The sequence below is a fragment of the Paenalicyclobacillus ferrooxydans genome, assembly GCF_001399675.1.
Taxonomy (GTDB): domain Bacteria; phylum Bacillota; class Bacilli; order Alicyclobacillales; family Alicyclobacillaceae; genus Alicyclobacillus_B; species Alicyclobacillus_B ferrooxydans.
Genome location: NZ_LJCO01000058.1, coordinates 13358 through 30914, shown reverse-complemented (window position 1 = coordinate 30914; position 17557 = coordinate 13358). Strand labels below are relative to the sequence as shown.

Sequence of the window (17557 nt, the reverse complement as noted above, 5' to 3'; positions counted from 1 at the left end):
GGCTGCCAGTGGTGGCTACCAGTGGTAGTTGCCAGTGGTGCTTGCCACAGGTGGTGCTTAGTGGTGGTGCTCATGCGCGTCGCGATCGGAACAAAGAATGGACTCGTCATGCAGATGCGTCTGGTCCTCGATCTGAATGGTCACGTGCCCGATGCCCAAGTGAACCAGGCGGTGCTCGACATCCTGGAGCAGCTTTTGGGTCTCTTCTACTGTTGCCTTCCCATCCACAACCGCATGGCAAGAGAGCGCATTACGACCACTTGTAATGGTCCACACGTGCAGATCATGTACATGCTCCACACCCGGCACAGCCAAGATGGCGTCAACGACCTTCGGGAGTTCAATCCCAGCCGGCGTGCCTTCCATCAAAACACTTACGGTTTGCTTGACGATCCGCCAAGCACCAAGCGCAATCAGGAGGGCAATGAGGACGCTTAAGATCGGATCGATAACATACCAATGCGTGAATGCGATGATAATGCCGCCGATAATGACTCCAGCTGAGGCAGCAGCGTCACCAAGCATATGAAGCACGGCACTTTTCACGTTGATGTTGTCTTCATGCCGCATGCCGAGGCCAAGATAAAGGTTCATCCCGAGACCCACCGCAGCGCTGATGAACATCCAGGTCGGCGTCACGTGCTCCGGGTGTTGAAAACGGCTGTATGCCTCCCAAAGGATCCACAGGGTGATGAGTATGAGCGTGATCCCGTTGACGAAAGCCGCCAATATTCCCGCCCGGTAGTAGCCGAACGTCATACCCTCGTTGGCCGGTTTCTCAGACTGCTTCATCGCGTACCAAGAGAGGCCGAGCGCCGCAATGTCCGTCAACACATGTCCTGCATCCGACAACAGAGCGAGACTGTGCGAGATGATCCCGCCAAGTACCTCGACGACGAGTATCATGATGGTCAGGAAGAACGCAAGCCGCATTTTCCCAGCCGGTGCATGCGTGTGAAAGACATCCCCGTGATCATGTGCGTGATCATGTGCGTGATCGTGATCATGCGCATGTGCGTTGCTATTTGCGTGAACGTGATCATACGTGTGGTTATTCATTCCATAACTCCTTGCTCGTCCGATACATGAGAGGAATGGTCGATCGCCATCTGTAAAAGTCCCATGGTGTGGGCGTCATCGTGTCGATAGTAAATGGTGTTTCCATCCCGACGATTTTTGACTAGTCGGAGTGCCTTCAGATACCGCAACTGGTGCGACACTGCCGATTGGGTCATGCCAAGGACGGAAGCGAGATCGCAAACGCATAACTCGCGTTTGGACAGATTGTACAATATCCTTAGACGGGTTGGATCAGCCAGGGCCTTGAACGTCTCAGCCAAACGCTCGACAACCACTTCAGGAAGCTGTTCAGTACAATCATTCAGAGCCTCCTGGTGGACTTCGTTACAACATTGCTGAGCCTCCAACATCTGCTTTCCGCCTACTGACATCTGCTTCACTCCTAATCATATCTGCCAAACCTACTGACAATGCGGCCGCACCATACCAGCGTCGGCCCGACATGCTGACATGCTGACATGCTGACATGCTGACATGCCGCTCATACCGTCAGCCTACCGTACTGATAGATACTCCATCTCGTATATGAACAAATACTCATATAGTCATTATACACAACTCAGCGGAAAGATGATCTAGGTCATGATCCGACGACTAATCGGGCCCTGCCCTGTGGGATAGGGATAAGCCCCGTTTTAGTCGGTCGTAGCGACTAAGCCGGCCCTGCTCGGCACGGGAAGTCGGGCCTAAGTCGGTGTCAGCCCCTTAACAGGGGCTGGACCGATCCGTTAAGTCGCTCCGAGCGACTTAACTCCTTATTTTTGGCGACTTAAGTCGGTCGTAGCGACTAAGCCGGCCCCGCTTGGCACGGGAAGCCGGACCTAAGTCGGTGTCAGCCCCTTAACAGGGGCTGGACCGATCCGTTAAGTCGCTCGGAGCGACTTAACACCTCATTATTGGCGACTTAAGTCGGCCGTAGCGACTAAGCAGGCCCTGCTCGGCACGGGAAGCCGGGCCTAAGTCGGTGTCAGCCCCTTAACAGGGGCTGGGCCGATCCGTTAAGTCGCTCCGAGCGACTTAACACCTTATTTTTGGCGACTTAAGTCGGTCGTAGCGACTAAGCCGGCCCCGCTCGGCACGGGAAGCCGGACCTAAGTCGGTGTCAGCCCCTTAACAGGGGCTGGACCGATCCGTTAAGTCGCTCGGAGCGACTTAACACCTTATTTTTGGCGACTTAAGTCGGTCGTAGCGACTAAGCGAGCCCCGCTTGGCACGGGAAGCCGGGCCCTGCCCTGCCCTGCAAGGCGCTGCGAGCCACCAGCCCCAGCCACCCCTACTCCCCAGGACCACCGTCCCGCCACGTGATGAGTGCGTCCAGAGCCTCGACCTGCGATCCGTTGACTAGCAGCGGATTGACCTCGAGCGCCTGCAAGGAGTCGCCCATGCGCACCGCAATGTCGGCTAGCTTCCATATCGCATCCGCCACCTGGTCAAGGTCGGCTGCCGGGCCACCCCGGACACCGTGCAAAACTGTGGTGCCTCGGAGCTCCTGCAACATATCCGCGATCTCGCTCCGTGACACTGGCAGCACACGGAGGCTGGTGTCCTTCAAGACCTCGACCATGATGCCGCCAAGTCCGACGGCGAGGACATGACCCCAGAGCGGATCGTGCACGATGCCAACCAAGAGCTCGATACCGTCAGACCGCATCGGGCTGACCAGAATCCCCTCGACTCGGCTCTCCGGTGCGTGTTTCTCTACGTTGGCGAGAATACGCGCATACCCATCACGCACGTCAGCTTCCGACTGCAGCGAGAGCAGAACCCCACCAACGTCGCTTTTGTGGGCAATGTCTTCCGACTGAACCTTCATCACAACCGGAAACCCCATCTGGAACGCGGTAGCTACGGCCTCATCCACACTCGCAGCAAGGGCGCCGGGGACGACCGGGACACCGTGATCCTCAAGGTAACGCCGTGCCTTGTACTCGGACCAGGTACCTCTGAGCCCCTTCACATCGACACCGGCCCCCCCTGAATTACCGCACACACCAGCGTCCGAGCTGCCCCCTAACACTCCGCACACACCAGCATCCGAGCTGCCCTCTAACACTCCGCACGCCCCAGTTTCCGAGCTGCCCTCTAACACTCCGCACGCCCCAGTTTCCGAGCTGCCCTCTAACACTCCGCACGCCCCAGTTTCCGAGCTGCCCTCTAACACTCCGCACGCCCCAGTTTCCGAGCCGCCCTCTAACCCCCCGTACCGACCAGCATCCCAGCCGCCCTCTAACCCCCCGCTTGCCAAACCATACGATGTCGGCGCAACTTCTCTATCTGTCTGTGTCCGTTCTTGTCCGTCCCGTCCCCCGTTTTTCTTCTCATATTGTTCATACCACCACACAGCCCGACCAAGCGCCGTCATCCCGTGCTCCATCCCGCCCATAAAGTGCAGCCCGGAGCGATCCACAAGTTCCCGCCCAAACGGGGAGATGTCGACCGCAGTGTTTGATACATAAACGATCGGTTTGTCAGCTGTCTCCGTCACTTCCCGCAGCCTGTCAAACTGCTCGTAAATCGGCGTCTTGTCTTCTGGGGCAAACCGCGGTGGTTCGGTGAGGCAGAGGATAAAGTCGACACCCGGATCACGGACCACCACCTCCAGTGCCCGCAAGAGCAGGTATCGGTCCACCACGACGTAGCCGGTGACATCGAGCGGGTTGTGGACCGTCGAGAACTGCGGCAGCACATCCGCCAGGCCCCGCACAGTCTCTGGCGCAAACTCCGGGATTTCAAGTCCCTCATCTTCCGCCCGATCCGATAAAATATCACACGCTCCCCCAGACGGCGTCACGACACCCATTCGCCTCCCGCGAAGGGCTGGCGCGTACCCGAGCAACCCAGCGGTCGTGATGAGATCCTCAAGGGAGTTCACCCGCACGACACCGAGTTGCCGCATCGCCGCATCATTAACCGCATCATCGCCGACTAAGGCACCCGTATGTGCCATCGCAGTCCGTGCACTATGGGCGCTGCGGCCAATCTTCAGTGCGACAATCGGCTTTCCATATGCGAGCGCCTTTTTCGCGACGCGGGTGAACTCTTTGGGCGAGCGGATCGTCTCGAGAAACATGGCAATGACCCGCGTCGACTCGTCCTCAATCAGATAATCGACCACATCTGTCGCACTCATCATCGTCTCATTGCCCATCGAGACAAGCAGACTTAAGCCAACGTGCCTCGTCTGGGCAAGCGCCATGACCGAACTTGCGAGCGCGCCGCTTTGCAACACCACACCAACAGGGCCGCTCGTCAGCGGTGGCAACAAGGGGAGTCCATAAGGCGTGATCCGTGATGTGTAGTTCACAAACCCGTTACCATTCGGCCCGAGGATGACCTGGTTGTGGGTCTCTGCGTAGTCGAGGACGGCCTGTTCCAAGCGAAGTCCCTCTTCACCCATCTCACCAAAGCCAGACGTGAGGAGGATAAGGTTTTGGATCCCCTTTTGATAGCACTCCTCCATCACACGGAGAACCTGTGTGGTCGGGACCATGATGAAAGCGAGATCGATGGATTCAGGAATGTCGAACAATGACTTGTAAGCCTGATCTCCATGCACAACCTCGTGCTTTGGATGAACAAGGTAGATATTCCCCGCAAAGTTCATGTTTTTGAGGTTGTTGTAGGTATTGAGGGACCAGCGTGACTTATCTGTGGCACCAATCAAAGCCACGCTCTGCGGGTGAAAGAATTCTCGTAAGCGCTGCGGATGAACGAGTGTATTCGTCAAACCGGTCACCCCCTATTCGACAGTTTGGATGGTTGGGCCTCCGTCAACGTAGAGTGTTGCACCTGTCACGAAACTGGCACTTGGTGAAGAGAGATAGAGAACGGCCTCGACGATGTCGCTCGGATCACCCAAGCGACCAACGGCTCGCGTCTTGCCCGCGTGGGCAATGCGATCGGGATCGTCCCCGTACAAGACATCCTTCGCCGCCTCCGTCAGGATAGGGCCCGGTGCAACCGTGTTCACACGGATCCCGTATTGTCCCCACTCCGCCGCAAGCGTCCGCGTCATGTTGACGAGCCCTGCTTTACTTGCCCCGTACGCGACCATGCCAGGCGAGCTGTCTCTTCCCGCGACCGATCCGATGTTGACAATCACCCCTCCGCCCGCGGCCTCCATGACGGGAAACACGGCCTTCGACATGACGTACGGGCCGAGCAGGTTGATGTTCATGACGGCTGCAAATCCCCGCGGGCTGAGGTCCTTGGCCATCGCCTTGAAACTCCCGCCAGCGTTGTTGACAAGCACGTCCACACCGCCCCAAGCTTCCACTACACTTGCAACCGCGCTGTTTACTGCGGCATCATCACGAACATCCGCCGTAAGGATGAGTGCTTCAGCGAGGGCCGGGTAGCGGGATTTCACTTCTGCAAGCTTCTCTTGCCTCCGGGACAAGAGGGCCACCTTGGCCCCTGCTTTCGCGAATCCAACGGCGATATGCTCACCGATGCCTTGGGAAGCACCCGTGACGATCACGCGTTGTCCAGAAAAGCTGCGGTTCCCCATTGCTGCATTCATGTCTGCTATCGTGTCCGACCTCCTCTGTACCTTCTTGCCGCCATCTTGCCTGCCATCTTATCCGACCCCCACTGTACCTTCTTGCTGCCATCCTGTCTGGCATTTTGTCCGACCCCCACTGTACCTTCTTGCTGCCATCTTGCTGCCATCTTATCCGACCCCCGCTGTACCTTCTTGCTGCCATCCTGTCTGGCATTTTGTCCGATGCCCACTGCACCTTCTTGCTGCCATCATGCCTGCCATTACGCCTGACTCCTTATCGCGATCCGCCATTCACATACAGCGTCTGCCCAGAGACAAACGAGGCCTCATCACTGACGAGGAAGGCCACGACGTTCGCGATGTCTTCCGGTTGGCCCACGCGTCGAACCGGGATCCGCTCCGCAGCCCGCCGTTGATTCTCTTCAAAGTCGACGCCGACCCGTTCCGCCGTTTGCTTTGTCATATCCGTTACAATGAACCCGGGAGCGACTGCATTGACATTGACGCCATAAGGCCCGAGTTCAATCGCAAGCGTCTTCGTGAATCCTTGCAGTCCGGCTTTGGCGGCCGAGTAATTGGCTTGACCTCTGTTGCCGAGCGCCGAGGTGCTGCTGGTGTTGACGATCTTGCCGTAGCGCTGTTGCACCATATACTTCTGCGCAGCCCGACTGCAGAGAAAGCTGCCTTTGAGGTGTACGTTCATCACCGTATCCCAGTCATCCTCGGACATTTTGAACAGTAGGTTGTCGCGGATAACTCCCGCGTTGTTCACAAGGATGTCGAGTCGTCCAAAGCGAGCAACCACATCGCCGATGGCTTGCTCCACCGCGGCTGCATTCGACACATCACAACCGTACCCAACCGCCTCACCGCCTGCAGCTTGGATGGCCTCTACGGTTGCTGCCGTAAATTCTTCCTTCACATCAAACACAGCGACCTTTGCACCATCAGCGGCTAGGCGCTTCGCTGTCGCTGCACCGATGCCGCGGCCGGCTCCCGTGACAACCGCCACTTTCCCGTCGAATTTCCCCATCTGCATCTCCTCCTTCAAGTCACCATCGCTAGCTAGACATAGGAGCTACGCACAAGTAGATGAAAGCGTTACCAATATATTATAATATATTGTCTGAAAATATTTACTATTTTCATCAGAGATTATCGGACTCTGGCTGGATGGGAGGATTGTGAATGGGCGAAGATTAGGTTAGTTGGTCCCCCTTTCTAGGGGGCCGGGCTGCCAGCGGCCCGCAGCCAAGAGGATGGAGACTGAGCACGTGGGAACTGAGAGTAGCGTCCTTCACCTAGATCGTGGGGCGTGGGGCGTGGGCGTGGGACTGAGGACTGAGGATTGAGGATTGGAGCTAACGCCCAAAACTTCCCCTGTTGTAGCGATAGCGCACAAGGATGTCCTATCGTCCGAATCGCAACGCACAAAACTTCCTCTATGCCTTGAATTCCCGTTCACCGCATGTAATTAGGAAACAAAATTTCCCCTATGACCCCATTCCGCCCCCATTTCGCGTTTGCCAGCCAAACAACGAACATCCTGTTCGCTATTTGGCGTCGTCCTGCACAAAAACATCGATTAACGAACAAATCTTCCTCTGTTGGCTGTCCGCATGTTCGTATGCTCAGCCGCCCCCCTGCACCTGGGCACCCACCTCGTCAAACCTGTGCCTGGGGACTCTGATCCCCATTTCCAAAATGGCACCCCCGCCATGCATATGGATGATGCTGGTTGCTCACACTACAGCCGAAACTAGGAACACAAGACATGAGAGCAATAGATACTGGAGGAGCTCAACTTGAAGTACAAATCCCGTTCGCAAAATGGATGGTTCATCTTTGTCTTTGGAGCACTTGCCGTAATTTTTGCCATCGCATTATTCATTTCCCTGAACGCCACTACTTTTGATCGGCTGTTTGGCGGTATGTTTCGATAATCGGTGGTATGTTTCGCAGGCATTCTTCGGTAGATTGCGATATGTTTCACTGAACCAAGGTTATGCTGACCCAGAGTTTCGATAGATACTGCCGTATGTTTCGGAGAACCAGGGTTTCACGCTTGCGGACCCTTGTGGACCCTTGTGGACCCGAGCGGACCCGAGCGGACCCGAGCGACACCGCCTAAACCGCGTTAGCAGCATGACTCGCATGAACCGCATCAAACTGCTATCACACACGCTTGTCTATCCATGTCACAACATCTGCCATGACCTCGTCGCGGTTCGTTTCATTCAACATCTCATGCCGGCCGTTCGGATAGAGTTTGAGGGTCACATCGTTGATTCCGGCGCGTTGATAGATTTGCAATAGTTGTTCAACACCCTTGCCGTTTTTCCCGACAGGGTCTTTGTCACCCGAAAAGATGTAGATTGGGAGTTTCTTCGGAACGCGCTCTGCCATCCGGTTCTTAAACGTGTCTCGAAGCCCCTTGTAAAAGTGGTAGTAGAAATTCGCCGTGAAGATGCCCCCGCAATAGGGGTCATTGATGTACGCATCCACTTCGGCGGTATCTCTGCTTAACCAATCGAAGTCTGTACGGGCTGGTGAGAATCCCTTGTTGTAAGGACCAAAGGTCATCTTGCTCAGGGTGACGCTGCGAAACCTGTCGCCGTTCCGCTTCAGTTCACGCTTGGCAAGGTAGATGCCAAGATTGATGACAGCCCCCGGGTTTCCGCCACTACCCGACAAAATCGCACCTTTCAGCGAATCCCCGTAGAGGGCAATATACTGTTGCGCCAAAAACGATCCCATGCTGTGCCCAAACAGGAAAACCGGGAGGTCGGGATGTCTTTCCCGGACGATCTCGTTCAACTCCGCCATGTTCTTTACCATCCAGTTGAATCCGTCGTCACCAATGTACCCAACGTCGTCCAACGATTTCGCACTCTTACCGTGTCCACGATGGTCGTTTGCATAGACAATGTATCCTGCGTCGTTCAGTACACGGGCAAAACGTTCATACCTCGCCGCTGTCTCGGCCATCCCATGGGAAATCTGAACGACTCCCTGAATATCCTCCGGACTGTCCGGACTCCAGGCATAGACGAATATCTCTGTCCCTGTCGGGTCTGTGTAGGTGAACTCATCCTTTATCATGCACATCTCCCCCAGTTGTACATCTCCCCCGGCACTTGTGAAACGTGTACGGGCCCACCCTCATTCAAGCGTTCTGCGCCTTGTTTTTACACGCGATACCTTGACTCCACGCGATACCTTGACTCCACCTGATACTTTAACTCCACCTGATGCTTTGACTCCACCTGATGCTTTGACTCCACCTGATACTTTGACTCCACCTGATACTTTGACTCCGGCCACATCTTACGCGTGAACCGCCAGTTCTTTCACGTACTTTGAGATGTTATGGAGCCCTGCCTCGAGTACCTCGGTGCTGCACGCATAGCCGATGCGCACGGCATACTCCATATCAAAGCAACGCCCTGGTGTGAGGAATGTGCCATTGGCTTGGAACAGCCCGATGCAGAAGTCATCCGATATAATATCGAGATCATACTGTAGCATAGCAGTTGTCCCTGCCTGCGGTTTCACGTAGGAGAAATACGGCTCAGCTTCTACCCAGGCATCCAGGATAGCCAGATTGCGGCGGACCAAAGCAAGGTTTCGATCCAAGATTCTGTCCCTGTTTTTCAGCGCATGGACAGCAAGCATATCGTCGATCATCGGGCAACTGATGGTCGTATAATCGCGGTGTCGCAGGCATGCCTCCATCACTTCTGTTGAGGGCGTCGCAATCCATCCGAGTCGAAGGCCCGCGAGCGAATAAACCTTCGACATGCTTGATGTGCTGATCCCTTTGTCATAGAGGTCGACAATTGAGGGAACGTCGACGTTGTCATCCTGCCACAACGGACGGTAGACTTCGTCGCAGAGAAGGTAAGCACCGCATGATTTGGCGATCTCGACAATCTCCTCCAACGTCTCCCGCCCCATCACGGCACCGGAAGGGTTATTGGGGTTGTTGATGCAGATCAGCCGCGTGTTTGGCCGAACCAGGCTTTTCAGTTCCTCCAAATCAGGAAGGAAACCATTTTCCGGCCGGAGATGAAGCAACTCGACTTCGGCGCCAAAAGAAGGACCAATCGAGTACAGTTGCTGATAGGTCGGGTGGACGGAGACAGCGTGATCGCCAGGGCGTAACAGGGAATACATCACGAGGAAGTTCGCTCCAATCGCCCCGTTCATCATCACGACTTGTTCTGGGGAGATATGCTGATACTGAGCAGCCACTAACCGTTTGAACTCGGGTGAACCCTCAATGTGCCCGTAGGTCAATTTGCTCTTAAGGATATCCTGCAGAAACGCTGCTGGATCTGTTCCGTCGATGGCAATCAATTCTTCTACTGTAAGCGAGTCGCAGCATGTCTCCGCGAGGTTATATACAGCATCCATTTCATATTTGTTCATCCATTCTTCTACAGCAAAGGTTTGAATATCCACGTGGCATCTCCTTTGACAAACAAAATATAGGAAAGGTTCTGGAACTTTATTGGGTACTTTACCTCGAACTTTCATAGATATGCGATAATAGTGTTCAACTTGTCGGGGGCAGCTACCTGCCTGCGCATCCAAAAAGCGGAGATCCAAAGACGAGAAAACACACCTGTTTTGTTTATAACATACAGCCAAACGAGTGAGGAGTGGTTCTGTGTCTTTGGAGCGCATGTTTACTCCATCTGTACGTGAAGCGCTAAAGTACGAAGCGCCTGGCGCATGGATGCCAAATATCACAAACGACTGCATACGTCTTCACGCGGGGTACCCTGCTCCTTCTATTGTACCGGTTGCCGAGTTAAGCAAAAGCTTGCAGGAACTGCTTGAAGTCGAACGTGATCGGCCTTTGCAGTATTCAGGCAGCCCTCGCGCCAACAGTCTGTTGACACTCGTTGAAACCCGTATGCAGCAGCGAGGAATAGATACCAATCGGAACCGAACGCTCATTACGGCCGGCAGCGCACAAGCCATTGATCTCGTAGCCCAAATCCTTCTAACTCGAGATACGATCGTCATGGTGGAAGCACCGACATATATGGAGGCACTCGAAACTTTACGAAACTACACGGATGCCATCATCAGCATCCCGACAGACAAGGACGGACTCTCTACCGTGGAGCTCGCAAAGATATTGGAAGAAAGAGCCTTGCAGAACCTGCCGATGCCGAAACTCCTGTACACGATTCCATCCTTTCATAACCCAACCGGAGTGACACTCCCTCTTGAACGAAGGCGGCATCTCCTGCAACTGGCGGAAGAGTATCATTTTCTGATTCTCGAGGACGACGCGTATGGAGAGCTGTACTTTACTGAGGCTCCACGGACGTTGAAGTCTCTTGACGAGGATGGGCGAGTGATTTATTTGGGGTCACTGTCCAAAGTTATCGCACCGGGGCTCCGTGTTGGATGGGTCACTGCGTTGCCGAAACTTGTGGACACGGTGGACAGATTCAAGAAAGACCTGTCACACCCGCTCACAGAAGCAATGGTGGCTGCGTATTTGCATCGGATCGACTGGATCAACCGGATCGCGGAATTACGCCGGATCTATCGAGGACGCCGTGACACATTACTTCAAGCGATGGCCAAAACGATGCCGGACGAAGTCAGTTGGGTACCACCGGATGGCGGGTATTTTGTGTGGGTTCACACCCCTGGCGTGGATACGCTCAAAATGCTGCCCGCCGCCTTGGAAAACGGTGTGTCGTATGTCGCGGGTCAGCACTTCTACGACCTTGGCCGCGGCGGCACGCAGTACCTTCGACTCTCATTCAGTTACGTGGACGAATCGGAAATGGCAGAAGGTGTTCGGATTTTGGCAACTCTAATCCGAGGTAGCTCTAATCCGAGGTAGCATCATCAGAAGCCGATCTAACCAAATCACACCGAACCACATGCAGACCCACTGACACGCAAAATGGGTACCACACCCGTACGCCGGCGGGCGGCGGGCCGGATTGCCGCCGAGCCATTGCCATTGCCGCCGAGCCATAAAGGAACTGAGTTCCTCTGTGCGGGCCCCCGTCCGCGAGCCCCCGAGCCATAAAGGAACTGAGTTCCTCTGTGCGGGCCCCCGTCCGCGAGCCCCCGAGCCATAAAGGAACTGAGTTCCTCTGTGCGGTCTCCCGTCGGCGAGCCCTCGAGCCATAAAGGAACTGAGTTCCTCTGTGAGATTCCCTATCAGCTCGCCGCCGGGCTTTTGAAATCATAAAAAACAAACAGCGGAAATTTCTTACTCTAAAATTGATTTTAAGACATCTCTCGTAAGAAAAGAGCCTATTGTACTCCAAAGCGGATTGGAAACGGGGTTTTCCAGCTGATGGACTTCCTCAACTGACAGCGTACCATGTGGTACGCCGTGTGCTGAAGGAGCATTTTACTCTTTGATCTGCGAAGGATCATGAGCAAGAGTTGCTGCATCATGAACAGGGTTGCCAGCGTAACATCTGCAGGCTTTAATGGTTTACGGCATTTTGTAAATCATGCGGCGTTGTTTTGATGCCAGAACGCTCAGCTCGATTGAGCATCGTTTTGGCATCTCCTCTCATCATAACAATGCCCCAAATATATAAACATGCGAACGCGACAAAGAGAACCACGAGTGTAACGGCTTCAATCCAATTAAACATATTTTATCCCCTCCATTTATCACCGATTCAGCGTATCACGATGGGCTCAAAAAGGTTTGAACGAACGATGACAAGACTGTGAGATTTTTACGAAGGATTTTTTAGCAAGTTTTGCTGGGCTCTTCCGTCAATCATCGAGCACTCGCCGAGCAATCTTCCAGCAAGGTTTATGATCAAAAATGGCGTGTAATTGGATAACCAATTACACGCCGTTTCAAATGCTAATTCAAATGTCACTTCATCCGTCTTTTTCATCCGTCTTTTTCATCTGTCTTTTTCAATGTGCCACGATAAACTGGAACCTTAGTGTTCTCTACTCCAACACCAACCCCATTGAGATGACTGGGACGTCCCTCCGCACAAAGTGGTGCCACATCTTGCTCTCTGTCATTTCGGGCCAAGAAGCATCACGGTAACGCCAATCAGACAGATCGCCGCGCCAATCCATTCGGTAAGGTTGGGCATCTCCTTGCCGATCCACCATCCCCAGAGGACCGACATGATGATAAACACACCGCCATAGGCTGCGTAGACTTTACCAAAGGATGCAAATTCCTGCCTAGTTGCAATTACACCGTACAGAAACAACACCACCCCGCCAAGGACACCCACCCAAATCGGTTTCCCGTTTCTCAGCCACATCCAGACAAGGTATCCGCCACCGATTTCCGCTAATCCTGCCAGAACAAACAGCAGATATGCCCTAACCAACCTTTCACCACCTCAACATCAACGTCCGTCACCTTCCAGTCTCATCCGTATCACGGTCCCGCTTCCGTCCCTACGACTGTCCAACTGCTCCGCGGCTAGTCACCTTCCAGCTCCATCCGTATCACAGCTCCGTTTCTAAAAACCGTTTGATGCGCGATCCGATAGCATCACGCACCTCTCGAAACTTTCGCTGAACTTCTTCTTCGGTTCCCGTTGCCTTCGCTGGGTCCTCAAATCCCCAGTGCAAACGATGGACGTGCGGCGGTGTAACCGGGCAGCGGTCATTCGCATCTCCGCAAAGCGTGATGACGTAGTCGGCGCGATTTAGCAGCTCTGTATCGATCCGCTTGGACGTATGTTTCGAGATGTCGATCCCAGCTTCGTTCATCACCGCGACCGCACGCGGGTTTAACCCATGGGCTTCCACGCCTGCACTGTGTACCTCAATACGATCCGCCCCCAGCATACGAGCAAGTCCCTCCGCCATCTGACTTCGACAAGAGTTACCGGTGCAGAGAAAATAGACAATCGGCTTGGTCAAGTAGATCAGTCCTCCTTGAATAAACGCTCCCTAATAGACGCTCCTCTGAAACGCATGCTCCTGTCAAAGATGGCTCCTTTGAAACACACGCTCCTGTCAATGATGGCTCCTCTGAAACACATGCTCCTGTCAATGATGGCTCCTTTGAAACACATGCGCTACCGTACCTAAACAAACCTTCGTCCATATGCGCTTGGCCGCGTGGGCTGCCTATCCAACGATCACCATCCACAGATACAAGCCGGAAAGAGTAATCAGCAGAGTTGGAATAGTCAACACGACGCCCGTTTTGAAGTATCTTCCCCACGTGATGGAAACACCTTTCTTGCCGAGTACATGCAGCCATAAAAGTGTTGCCAGCGATCCGATGGGTGTGATCTTTGGACCGAGATCGCAGCCAATCACATTGGCATACACAAGCGCCTGCTGCACAGTCCCGGTGGCCTGAGTCGAATGGATCGCTAATGCATCGATCATCACGGTCGGCATATTATTCATGACACTCGACAAGACGGTGGCAATCATTCCTGTGGCTACAGTCCCGACATACAGCCCGCCATGAAGACTTCCTGCAACGAGGTGACCCAAGAGGTCAGTCAAACCAACGTTGCGCAAACCGTAGACCACGACGTACATGCCGATGGAAAAGAACACGATGGACCAAGGTGCTTCCCGAATGACCTCCCAGGGTCGGATGACCTTTGTACGTGTCCCCGCCAGCAAAAAGAGGATCGCAATCAGTCCCGCGACAAAAGAAACCGGGATGTGAAGCAACTCTGTCAGTATGTAGCCGACAAGGAGCACACCGAGAATCACCCAAGACAGGCGAAACATGCCGTCGTGAACAATGGCACTGCTCGGATTCGACAGGTGCTTCGGATCATATTCGCGCGGGATGTCCTTGCGGAAAAACAGATATAGAATCCCAATACTCGCCCCGAGCGAGAACAAATCGGGCACAATCATATGAATCGCATAGCTGAGGAACCCGATATGAAAGTAGTCCGCAGAAACGATGTTGACCAAATTGCTGACGATCAGCGGCAAGGACGTCGTGTCAGCGATAAATCCACTGGCCATGATGAAAGGCAGCATGCGCCGCATGTCAAACTTGAGCAGTTTCACCTTTTCCAGCACGATGGGTGTCAGAATTAAGGCGGCGCCGTCATTGGCAAACAAAGCCGAGACCATGGCTCCAAGCAGCGTGATATAAAGAAAGACTCTTCGTCCATCGCCCTTTGCGGCATGCGCCATTTTGAGCGCCGCCCACTCAAAGAAGCCGATTTTATCGAGAATCGTGGAGGTAATGATGATACCGACGAAGGTCAGTGTGGCATCCCAAACAATCTGTGTGACCGACCATACGTCATGAAGAGATACGACCTTGAAGATGAGCGCGAGTAAGGCTCCTCCGATGGCTGTCCAACCGATACCCAGTCCCTTGGGCTGCCAAATCACAAGCACAAGGGTAGCGGCAAAAATGAGAATCGCAATCCATGTGGAAAACATGATAGTCCCCTTTCGTTGTCAGAAACCGCTTGCGTCAGGAGCCACTCAATCCGAATCCATTCACTCAGTACAGACCAGATGTCCTTGTTGCTCGAGCTTTCGGATTTCTCCTGACAGGTCTGGCAAGTTGTCGAGGGATACACACAGCTGCCTTATGCGATCACGATTAAGTGCATAAAACACCCACTGCCCTCTCCTGGTCTCTGTAACGATTCCAGCCGATTTCAGACGGCTCATGTGTTTTGACACTGCGGGTTGAGAGATACCGAAGAAAGGTACGAGTTCACAGACACAACATTCGCGAATATTGAGCAGAGCCACAATCTTTAGCCTAGTCGTTTCCCCGAGAGCCTTTAAAGCATCAGCAAGTTCATCAAGTTCCACTTGTACTTCGCCTCCTTGCCACGACGGTGCAGTGCAGAGCTGTCGAAGGCACTACATAACCTTATAGTTATTTGCACATAAGATCAAGCACCTGAACATGTTTCAGCACTGCATCAAACCGCACCACAGGTGGGATCAAGCCAAGATCAAGGTGAAATCAAGCGAGATCAAAGCGAGATCAAAGCGAGATCAGGACGAGTTCAAAAGGAAATTTTAATTTTCCGGTGAAACACTTCATCAGGGAAATCCGTCAAAATAGATGTACACTTATGATGAGGTGTAATGAGGTGAGCGAATGCGACGAAGGCAGCAACTGTCTATCTTAGGATTTTTGATATTAATCGGTGCTAGCCAAACCGGCTGTGATGTATTTGGCATCGGCACATCCAAACCATCTCTTTTGTCGGTCCCGACGACAACGACCACGACAACGCAGACCAACTCAGTCGGCACAAACCAGGTTGCAAATTCTTCTGGATCCACGGGTGGAAACAACGTGAGCGTAACGACCGTCTCATCGCCCCCACAACAACCTGTGTATCCGTCTTTTGGCCTCGACGTATCGGGCCCGCAAGTCCTTGCACTGAACGAGCGTCTTGCAGAGTTGGGTTACCTGCCAGTAACCATCAGTTCTGCCACGCCGCCAACAATTGCACTTTCAAACCTTTACTCTCCGCCGAGCGCTTCCTTCCAGTGGCGTTTTGCTAATATACCGTCGGGTCTAGCTGCCCAGTGGTCACCAAATACGTACACGGAAATGACCAGAGCAGCAGTGATTGCAGTTGAGCATGTCAACGGGCTGGCAGTGGACGGTATTGCCGGCAAGGCAGTATGGCAGGCTATTCTCAGCTTAAATGCCAGACAAAACCCAAACCCATACACCTACGTCCTTGTAACCAAGAACCCATCCCCCGAGGAAATCCACATTTGGCAGGATGGTAAATGGGTATATCAATCTATCGCAAATACCGGTGTACCTGCTGCACCCTCAACGGATGGTACGTTTGCGGTGTACGAGCGGTTTGTCTCACAGACCATGAGAGGTACGAATCCAAATGGCACGAAGTACTCCGATCCTGGAGTGCCGTACGTCAACTACTACTACGGCAGTGAAGCCATTCATGGCTTCCCACGTGCATCATATGGTTTCCCTCAAAGTGTGGGATGCGTTGAATTACCCATTAGCCATGCAAAGGTCGTCTGGTCATACCTGCATTATGGAACCGTGGTGACCGTCGAAGGACATTATTCGGCTGGGTCCAAGTCAACTGCACCAACACAGACAAACCCTTCAGGGACAACGGGCAAATCCGCAGGATCGGGTAACACAACTGGCAACACAACCGGTAACACAACTGGCAACACAACCGGTAACACAACTGGTAACACAACTGGCAATACAACCGGTAACACAACCGGTAACACAACCGGTAACACAACTGGTAACACAACCGGTAACACAACCGGTAACACAACCGGTAACACAACCGGCCATTCAACCGGTAATTCAACCGGTAACACAACCGGTAACACAACCGGTAACACAACCGGCCATTCAACCGGCCATTCAACCGGTAATTCAACCGGTAATTCAACCGGTAATTCAACAAGCAACACAACTGGCAACTCCACCGGTAATTCGACTGGCAAGTGAGCCGTTCATACGTGAAGCACAGGTTCGTAGAGGTGATTTTACTGAAGAGCCTTCAAATTCGACGACTCGCGCCCGCTGAATCGCTTCCGATGTCGTTACTGTTACTGGCCGATCCGTCACCTGACATCATCGGCAGTTACATTCATCGGGGCTCTTGCTTTGTTGCGGAATTGGACGGTCAGGTAGTCGGTGTTTATGTCATGATTGATACCCGACCGCAGACGGTCGAACTGGTTAACATCGCTGTGGCAGAGGAGCAGCAAGGCCGCGGGATCGGAAAACAGCTGGTAAACCACGCCATCGAAACAGCGCGTTCGCTGGGATACAAAACCATGGAACTCGGGACCGGCAACTCTTCATTTGGACAACTGGCACTTTACCAAAAGTGCGGTTTTCGAATGACTGGCGTCGATCCCGATTTCTTTACCAGGCATTACCCTGAACCAATCTACGAAAATGGCCTGCAGTGCCGAGATATGATTCGCCTCATGCTGCATTTGTGAACGAACCAATGCGCCACCGGAGGT

17 protein-coding genes are annotated in these 17557 nt (G+C 53.6%); 4 read left to right on the top strand and 13 right to left on the bottom strand.

The features are described from left to right. Positions 1–57: 57 nt before the first annotated feature. From AN477_RS14135 to AN477_RS14110, 6 genes are all read right to left on the bottom strand, one after another. A complete protein-coding gene (locus tag AN477_RS14135; protein ID WP_245631829.1) occupies positions 58–1059 on the bottom strand; it encodes a cation diffusion facilitator family transporter in 1002 nt (333 codons plus the stop codon). Beyond that, on the bottom strand, positions 1056–1451 hold the full coding sequence (locus AN477_RS14130) for an ArsR/SmtB family transcription factor (RefSeq protein WP_245631828.1): 396 nt from the start codon (positions 1449–1451) through the stop codon (positions 1056–1058). The genes AN477_RS14135 and AN477_RS14130 overlap by 4 nt, the downstream gene beginning before the upstream one ends. Before the next feature lie 902 nt (positions 1452–2353). After that, positions 2354–4807 carry an acetate--CoA ligase gene (locus AN477_RS24570; protein WP_054969811.1) on the bottom strand — a complete coding sequence of 818 codons (2454 nt, stop codon included), beginning with the start codon at positions 4805–4807 and terminating at the stop codon, positions 2354–2356. Between the two features lie 12 nt (positions 4808–4819). Next, the gene (locus AN477_RS14120) at positions 4820–5602 is read right to left on the bottom strand and encodes an SDR family NAD(P)-dependent oxidoreductase (protein ID WP_211266014.1); all 783 of its coding nucleotides are present in this window, start codon (positions 5600–5602) and stop codon (positions 4820–4822) included. A gap of 5 nt (positions 5603–5607) precedes the next feature. After that, positions 5608–5751, bottom strand: a complete 144-nt coding sequence (locus AN477_RS14115; protein ID WP_157061976.1) for a hypothetical protein — start codon at positions 5749–5751, stop codon at positions 5608–5610. A 107-nt stretch (positions 5752–5858) separates the two neighbouring features. Beyond that, positions 5859–6617 (bottom strand): beta-ketoacyl-ACP reductase, encoded by a 759-nt coding sequence (locus AN477_RS14110; protein ID WP_054969809.1) that lies wholly within the window; start codon positions 6615–6617, stop codon positions 5859–5861. A 772-nt stretch (positions 6618–7389) separates the two neighbouring features. Here AN477_RS14110 and AN477_RS24565 point away from each other — a divergent pair. Then, positions 7390–7527, top strand: coding sequence for a hypothetical protein (locus AN477_RS24565; protein ID WP_157061975.1), 138 nt, complete (start codon positions 7390–7392; stop codon positions 7525–7527). 232 nt (positions 7528–7759) lie between these two features. Here the strand turns inward: AN477_RS24565 and AN477_RS14105 are convergent, their stop codons facing one another. Next, positions 7760–8686 carry an alpha/beta hydrolase gene (locus AN477_RS14105; protein WP_054969808.1) on the bottom strand — a complete coding sequence of 309 codons (927 nt, stop codon included), beginning with the start codon at positions 8684–8686 and terminating at the stop codon, positions 7760–7762. 225 nt (positions 8687–8911) lie between these two features. Then, positions 8912–10048: an aminotransferase gene (locus AN477_RS14100; RefSeq protein ID WP_054969807.1), complete on the bottom strand. Its 1137-nt coding sequence runs from the start codon at positions 10046–10048 to the stop codon at positions 8912–8914. A 208-nt stretch (positions 10049–10256) separates the two neighbouring features. On the opposite strand from AN477_RS14100, the gene AN477_RS14095 reads away from it, so the two are divergent. Further along, a complete protein-coding gene (locus tag AN477_RS14095) occupies positions 10257–11456 on the top strand; it encodes an aminotransferase-like domain-containing protein (RefSeq protein WP_245631827.1) in 1200 nt (399 codons plus the stop codon). A 601-nt stretch (positions 11457–12057) separates the two neighbouring features. Here AN477_RS14095 and AN477_RS24560 read toward each other — a convergent pair. The 5 genes from AN477_RS24560 to AN477_RS14075 all read right to left on the bottom strand — a co-directional run bounded on the left by AN477_RS24560 (position 12058) and on the right by AN477_RS14075 (position 15376). Continuing rightward, entirely contained in the window at positions 12058–12231 is a 174-nt protein-coding gene (locus AN477_RS24560) for a hypothetical protein (protein ID WP_157061974.1), read from the bottom strand. Between the two features lie 387 nt (positions 12232–12618). Further along, complete coding sequence (locus AN477_RS14090; RefSeq protein ID WP_054969806.1) at positions 12619–12942, bottom strand: YnfA family protein; 324 nt, start codon at positions 12940–12942, stop codon at positions 12619–12621. Between the two features lie 121 nt (positions 12943–13063). Beyond that, the gene (arsC, locus tag AN477_RS14085) at positions 13064–13483 is read right to left on the bottom strand and encodes an arsenate reductase (thioredoxin) (protein ID WP_083486294.1); all 420 of its coding nucleotides are present in this window, start codon (positions 13481–13483) and stop codon (positions 13064–13066) included. 210 nt (positions 13484–13693) lie between these two features. Continuing rightward, positions 13694–14992: an arsenic transporter gene (locus AN477_RS14080; protein WP_054969805.1), complete on the bottom strand. Its 1299-nt coding sequence runs from the start codon at positions 14990–14992 to the stop codon at positions 13694–13696. A gap of 60 nt (positions 14993–15052) precedes the next feature. Further along, complete coding sequence (locus tag AN477_RS14075) at positions 15053–15376, bottom strand: ArsR/SmtB family transcription factor (protein ID WP_054969804.1); 324 nt, start codon at positions 15374–15376, stop codon at positions 15053–15055. 295 nt (positions 15377–15671) lie between these two features. On the opposite strand from AN477_RS14075, the gene AN477_RS14070 reads away from it, so the two are divergent. Next, complete coding sequence (locus tag AN477_RS14070) at positions 15672–17030, top strand: L,D-transpeptidase family protein (protein ID WP_054969803.1); 1359 nt, start codon at positions 15672–15674, stop codon at positions 17028–17030. A gap of 89 nt (positions 17031–17119) precedes the next feature. Further along, positions 17120–17533: a GNAT family N-acetyltransferase gene (locus tag AN477_RS14065; RefSeq protein WP_054969865.1), complete on the top strand. Its 414-nt coding sequence runs from the start codon at positions 17120–17122 to the stop codon at positions 17531–17533. Positions 17534–17557 lie beyond the last annotated feature (24 nt).